This window comes from Ruegeria sp. YKSD179 (genome assembly GCF_059612885.1).
Genome location: NZ_JBXWRL010000103.1, coordinates 1 through 6,230, shown reverse-complemented (window position 1 = coordinate 6,230; position 6,230 = coordinate 1). Strand labels below are relative to the sequence as shown.

9 protein-coding genes are annotated in these 6,230 nt (G+C 52.2%); all 9 read left to right on the top strand.

What is annotated here, in order from left to right; genetic code table 11:
* Window positions 1-876: urease accessory protein UreD (locus tag AC2FNE_RS24255; protein WP_496806527.1), on the top strand; the 876-nt coding region annotated here is incomplete at its 5' end.
* A 1-nt stretch (window position 877) separates the two neighbouring features.
* Complete coding sequence (locus AC2FNE_RS24250; protein WP_170605646.1) at window positions 878-1,180, top strand: urease subunit gamma; 303 nt, start codon at window positions 878-880, stop codon at window positions 1,178-1,180.
* 18 nt (window positions 1,181-1,198) lie between these two features.
* Window positions 1,199-1,360 carry a hypothetical protein gene (locus AC2FNE_RS24245; RefSeq protein ID WP_496806526.1) on the top strand — a complete coding sequence of 54 codons (162 nt, stop codon included), beginning with the start codon at window positions 1,199-1,201 and terminating at the stop codon, window positions 1,358-1,360.
* Window positions 1,357-1,662, top strand: coding sequence for an urease subunit beta (locus AC2FNE_RS24240; RefSeq protein ID WP_170605650.1), 306 nt, complete (start codon window positions 1,357-1,359; stop codon window positions 1,660-1,662). The genes AC2FNE_RS24245 and AC2FNE_RS24240 overlap by 4 nt, the downstream gene beginning before the upstream one ends.
* The gene (ureC, locus tag AC2FNE_RS24235) at window positions 1,662-3,422 is read left to right on the top strand and encodes an urease subunit alpha (protein WP_496806525.1); all 1,761 of its coding nucleotides are present in this window, start codon (window positions 1,662-1,664) and stop codon (window positions 3,420-3,422) included. The genes AC2FNE_RS24240 and ureC overlap by 1 nt, the downstream gene beginning before the upstream one ends.
* Before the next feature lie 19 nt (window positions 3,423-3,441).
* Complete coding sequence (locus tag AC2FNE_RS24230; protein ID WP_170605653.1) at window positions 3,442-3,894, top strand: urease accessory protein UreE; 453 nt, start codon at window positions 3,442-3,444, stop codon at window positions 3,892-3,894.
* Window positions 3,866-4,531 carry an urease accessory protein UreF gene (locus tag AC2FNE_RS24225; protein WP_254442531.1) on the top strand — a complete coding sequence of 222 codons (666 nt, stop codon included), beginning with the start codon at window positions 3,866-3,868 and terminating at the stop codon, window positions 4,529-4,531. Before AC2FNE_RS24230 ends, AC2FNE_RS24225 begins: the two co-directional genes overlap by 29 nt.
* On the top strand, window positions 4,528-5,172 hold the full coding sequence (gene ureG / locus AC2FNE_RS24220; protein WP_170480054.1) for an urease accessory protein UreG: 645 nt from the start codon (window positions 4,528-4,530) through the stop codon (window positions 5,170-5,172). Before AC2FNE_RS24225 ends, ureG begins: the two co-directional genes overlap by 4 nt.
* Window positions 5,173-5,422: 250 nt before the next feature.
* Window positions 5,423-6,230 (top strand): aminopeptidase P family N-terminal domain-containing protein (locus AC2FNE_RS24215; protein ID WP_496806524.1); only part of this gene is annotated, 808 nt, incomplete at its 3' end.

Sequence of the window (6,230 nt, the reverse complement as noted above, 5' to 3'; positions counted from 1 at the left end):
GAAAAAAGTTTCACAGGAATATCTCTGGAAGACTCTGTCATTAATCAGTTTTCGCACATACCGTCCGAAGATTTATCCGTGCAACCGCGCGCTGAAGGTGTTGTCGAGCTCAGAATAAAACCTTTGGGAGGGCGTAGTGTGATCGACAAATTTCGGCAGGTAGGTTCTTTCAAATGTTTGTTTCCGAGAGGGGACAGACAGGATTTAGATGCTGTCCTTCTGAATACAGCGGGTGGAGTCACCGGGGGCGACAGGTTTAGGCTTAACGTTGAAGCAAAGTCAGGAACGAGTCTGACATTGACGACGCAAGCCTGTGAACGCGCCTACAAGGCGAAACCTAGCCAGACCGGGAAAGTCAGAAGTCAGATAAAAGTTCGAACTGGAGCGAGGGTAAACTGGTTGCCGCAAGAAACGCTTCTGTTCAACGGGAGCGCTTTGGATCGGCGGTTGGTCATTGACCTTGAAGCAAAGAGCCACGTTTTGATGGTGGAGCCTCTTGTTTTTGGCCGACCTGCAATGGGGGAAATACTGAATGACATTCGGCTGCGAGACCGGATAGAAATTTGGCAGGAAAAAAAGGTCGCGTTTCTGGACGCGATATCTTTTTCAGGCAATTTGCACGAACATCTTGACCGGCCCAATATCGCGCAGGGGGCCGGCGCAATGGCGCTGGTAGTTTTCGCCTCGGACATGGCCGAAGGGCAACTAAGCCCGATCTGCGATATGTTGCCTGATACAGGTGGAGCCAGTTTGCTTCAAAAAAACCTGCTGACTGTGCGTCTATTCGCGAAGAACGGCTATTATCTTCGACAGTCTTTACTGCCAGTTTTACGGCAATTGAACAACAATACTCTCCCAAGATGTTGGATGCTTTGACATGAACCTAACTCCCCGCGAGAAGGAAAAATTATTAGTTGCCATGGCGGCAGAGGTTGCACGCAAGCGGCTGGCTCGGGGTGTAAAGCTGAACCACCCTGAAGCAATTGCTCTTATTACAGACGCAGTGGTGGAAGGTGCCCGCGATGGGTGTTCTGTGGCTGACATGATGGAGGCTGGGGCAGATGTTATTTCCAGAGAACAATGTATGGCAGGTGTTCCTGAAATGATCCACGAAGTTCAGGTCGAAGCGACCTTTCCTGATGGCACTAAACTCGTGACTGTTCACAATCCAATCCGATAACCAACTAGGGATGCGCCCATGACACGTTTGCTGTTTCCAACTCTTTTTTTGTCCGGTCCGGCAATGGCCCATTCTGGCACAAGTTTCCACGCCCATAGCACTGACTATGTGGTGTTGAGCACGGGCTTGGTTCTTGCGGCATTGGTCGCAATTTCTCTTCTGTCGAAGCTGCCGAAATGATCCCCGGTGAGTTGTTTCCTGTCAAAGGTGAAATCACACTGAATGCCGATGCGAAAGCGGTCAATTTGTTGGTCGCAAATACTGGCGATCGACCTGTGCAAGTGGGCTCGCATTACCATTTTGCGGAAACCAACCCGGCGCTGGAATTCGACCGCGACGCCGCGTACGGCATGCGATTGGATATCGCCCCTGGAACGGCCGTTCGGTTTGAGCCGGGGCAAAGTCGCGAAGTCTTCTTGATCCCAATCGGTGGCGCGCGCAAGGTATACGGATTTAACCAAAAGGTTATGGGGTCACTCTGATGCCGGCAAAAATCAAACGCTCAGATTTTGCAGCCATGTTTGGCCCAACGGTTGGAGACAAACTTCGTCTGGCGGACACCGATTTGATAATCGAGGTCGAGCGAGATCTGGCCGCTGAAAGTTCCGGGTCCGCAAGCTCGGGCGGCACTGGTGAAAACGCGTTGCTTTATGGCGAGGAAGTCAAATTCGGCGGTGGCAAGGTTATTCGGGATGGCATGGGACAATCTCAGGTGACACGTGCGGGCGGCGCCGTGGACACTGTGATTACCAATGCACTAATTGTTGATTACTCGGGCATATACAAGGCGGATGTAGGTTTAAAAGACGGTCGAATCTCCAAAATCGGAAAAGCCGGCAATCCGGACATGCAACCCGGGGTCGATATAATCATCGGACCCGGCACCGAAGCTATCGCTGGCGAAGGGCGCATCCTAACCGCAGGTGGGTTCGACAGTCATGTCCATTTTATTTGCCCGCAACAGATCGAGGACGCGTTGCACTCCGGTCTGACAACAATGTTGGGGGGCGGTACCGGCCCGGCACACGGTACATTGGCGACCACTTGCACTCCTGGTCCGTGGCACATTGGACGGATGCTGCAGGCGGCTGACGCTTTTCCAATGAATCTGGCCTTTGCTGGCAAGGGGAACGCCTCGTTGCCCACAGCATTGGAAGAACAAGTCAACGCCGGAGCTTGTGCACTAAAGCTGCACGAAGACTGGGGCACGACACCGGCTGCGATCGACTGTTGCCTCACCGTGGCTGACGCGATGGACGTTCAGGTTATGATCCATACTGACACGTTGAACGAGTCCGGTTTCGTGGAAAACACGGTGGGCGCAATGAAGGGCCGTACAATCCATGCATTCCACACGGAAGGTGCCGGAGGCGGCCACGCGCCTGACATCATAAAGATTTGCGGAGAGCAGCACGTTCTGCCCTCTTCGACAAACCCAACGCGGCCATTTACGGTGAATACGGTCGAAGAACACTTGGACATGCTTATGGTTTGTCACCACCTCGACAAATCCATCCCTGAAGATGTGGCATTTGCCGAAAGCCGAATACGGCGTGAAACCATTGCGGCCGAAGACATCCTTCACGACATGGGTGCTTTCAGTATTATAGCCTCAGACAGTCAAGCCATGGGCCGTGTAGGCGAGGTATTGATCCGCACCTGGCAAACCGCTGACAAGATGAAAAAACAGCGAGGGCGTCTTCCTGAAGAGACCGGTGAAAATGATAATATGCGTGTCTGTCGCTATATAGCCAAATACACCATCAACCCGGCGATTGCGCACGGTCTGAGCCATGAAATCGGCAGCATTGAAGAGGGAAAACGCGCTGACTTGGTCCTGTGGAACCCCGCTTTCTTTGGGGTGAAACCCGAGATGGTTCTTCTAGGGGGAACCATTGTATGTGCTCAGATGGGCGATCCCAACGCCTCGATCCCAACGCCGCAGCCAGTTTACAGTCGCCCGATGTTCGGAGCCTTTGGGCGTTCGGTTGAGAACTCGGCGATCACATTTGTGTCGGAAGCCGCGCAAGCCAAAGGGATTGGTGATACATTGGGTCTGGCAAAACAGACTGTCGCCGTGCGCGATACAAGGGACATTGGCAAAAGCGACCTGCTGCTAAACGATGCGACCCCAAGGATTGAAGTGGATCCTGAAACCTACGACGTTCGCGCCGATGGCGAGCTGCTGACCTGCCAGCCTGCCGAGTTTCTACCGATGGCACAGCGCTATTTCATGTTTTGAGATTATAAGGAGGCCCCAGATGTCGATCGCTATCAAAACGGCCCGAATTTACCATGACCACCCGCAAGCTCCTGTGTATTCTCAAGTTTCGCTTGATTATGATGGGCGTTTTTTGCGCCGCAAAATGCTGGCTACCGATGACGGCGAGGCATTTCTAGTCGATCTAGCCCAAACCAAGTCATTGGATCACGGAGGTGTTTTGGTTCTGGAAGATGGGCGTGAGATCGAAATTGTCGCAGCGCCGGAAGAGTTGCTGGAAGTAACTGGTGAAAACTTACTGCGTCTGGCTTGGCATATCGGAAATCGTCACACTCCTTGCCAGATCGAATTGCGTAGACTGTTGATTCAGCGTGATCATGTGATCCGCGATATGCTTGTGAAATTAGGGGCCAGCACGCGTGAAGTTATCGAGCCGTTCACGCCTGAAGGCGGAGCTTATGGGCATGGCAGGACACATGGCCACGCCCACTGACTCAGATATCTTAACGCTGACGCAGTGGTTTTCACCTGCCTATCCGGTGGGAGGATTCGCCTATTCTCACGGTTTGGAATGGGCCATCGAAAGTTCCGATGTAACGGATGCGCAGCAAACGCGCGCGTGGATTGCAGACGTATTGCAATTTGGCTCCGGCCGAAATGACGGCATTTTCTTGATGGCGGCATACAAAGCTAAGGACAAAAAAGAACTGTTGGAAGTTGACGCAAAGGCACGCGCCTTTTGCGCATCGTCTGAAAGGCTGTCCGAGACTCTTTTGCTGGGCACTGCTTTTTGCTCAGTGACTGCTAATGTTTGGGAAATAAACATGCCTAAACTCACTTATCCGGTTGCTGTGGGATACGCAGCCCATTGTCAAAACCTGCCTTCGGGGCTGACTTGTCAAATGTTTCTGCAAAGTTTTATGGCTAATCTTGTGGCTTGCGCGACGCGGCTGATACCGCTTGGACAGACAGAAGGGCAGCATCTGATCCGAGAACTGACGCCTCTTTGTGCCGAGGTTGCTCAACAGGTGCAGGACAGCGACCTTGATGCTTTGGGTTCGACCGCATTTTTGTGCGATGTGGCGTCGATGAAACATGAGCGCCAGTATTCGAGGATATTCCGAACATGAGTAAAATGAACGGACCATTGCGGGTTGGAATAGGAGGCCCAGTAGGGGCGGGAAAGACAACTCTTACGGCCGCACTGTCCACAGCATTGCGAGACAGAGTTTCAATTGGTGTGATTACCAATGATATCTATACCCGTGAAGATGCCGAGGCCCTGATGCGCATGCAGATTTTGCCACAGGATCGGATCATAGGCGTGGAGACGGGTGGGTGCCCTCACACCGCGATCAGAGAGGACGCTTCGATTAATCTAGCTGCTGTCGCAGAAATGCAGGACCGTCACCCGGACATTGATGTGGTTCTGATCGAGAGCGGTGGAGACAACCTGTCTGCGACGTTCAGTCCGGAACTTGCCGATGTTACTTTGTATGTAATCGACGTCGCGGCGGGCGAGGAAATACCGCGCAAAGGTGGCCCGGCGATAACCAAATCAGACATTTTGATTATTAATAAAACCGACCTCGCCCCCCATGTCGGGGCATCCTTAGACGTTATGGACAGCGATGCAGGTAAAATGCGTCAGGGAAGGCCTTTTGTATTCTCGTCCTTGCGACATGGTGAGGGTGTTGACCACATTGTGGATCTGCTGGCCCAGATTGGCGGGCTCGAGCTATCGGACACAGTCGCGCAAAATCAGGATTAAGGCGCTCAGCGGGTACTTACTAACTTGCAATGTGATATGGCGGTCGATTCAAGATCGAAAATTCAGACGTAGAGATTTTCGAGTTCGGCATTGGTGCCAGATCGGGTGTATTCGGTTGCGCGCTTTCTGCTGATGCTAAAAGCTCTGTACTGGTAGAATTGAGGATCACAGGATACCGTAATAGCCAAATCTGATAGGCAGGGAATTAAGAACCGTCCTTGGGGAAGCAACTTCGTCAGTAGAGAACAAAATGCCCGCACCAACATTGCATTTCTCGATGCAGGAGTTTCAGAACAGGATCGCAAAGACCCGGTCAGAGATGACCCGTAAAGGCATCGATATTTTGATTGTGACCGACCCGTCGAACATGAACTGGCTCACCGGTTACGATGGCTGGTCTTTTTATGTGCATCAATGCGTTGTTTTGAGGTTGAACGATGACCCGATCTGGTTTGGACGCAGTCAGGACGCCAACGGCGCGTTGCGCACATGCTTTATGGACCCGGTTAATATCATTGGTTATCCCGATCACTACGTGCAATCCCCAGAGCGGCATCCAATGGACTATTTATCGGCACGGCTAAAAGATATTGGTGCCGGTAGCGGTTCAATTGGCGTGGAAATGGATAACTATTGGTTCACGGCGGCGGCATTTGCGTCGCTGCAAAAGAATTTGCCGGACGCCAAATTCAACGACGCCAACACGTTGGTCAATTGGCAGCGCGCGGTGAAATCTGAGGCCGAGCTGACCTATATGCGGCAGGCGGGAAAGATTGTTGAGCGTATGCACCGCCGGATATTCGAAAAGGTCGAGCCAGGAATTCGCAAATGCGATCTTGTTGCAGAAATCTATGATGCTGGATTGCGATACGACGAAGGTTTGGGTTTCGGTGGTGACTATCCCGCGATTGTACCGCTTCTTCCGTCCGGTTCCGATGCGGCAGCGCCACATCTGACTTGGGATGATAAGGAAATGAAATCAGGTGAGGGCACATTCTTTGAAATTGCTGGGGCTGTTCATCGCTATCATTGTCCACTGTCGCGCACTGTTTTTCTAG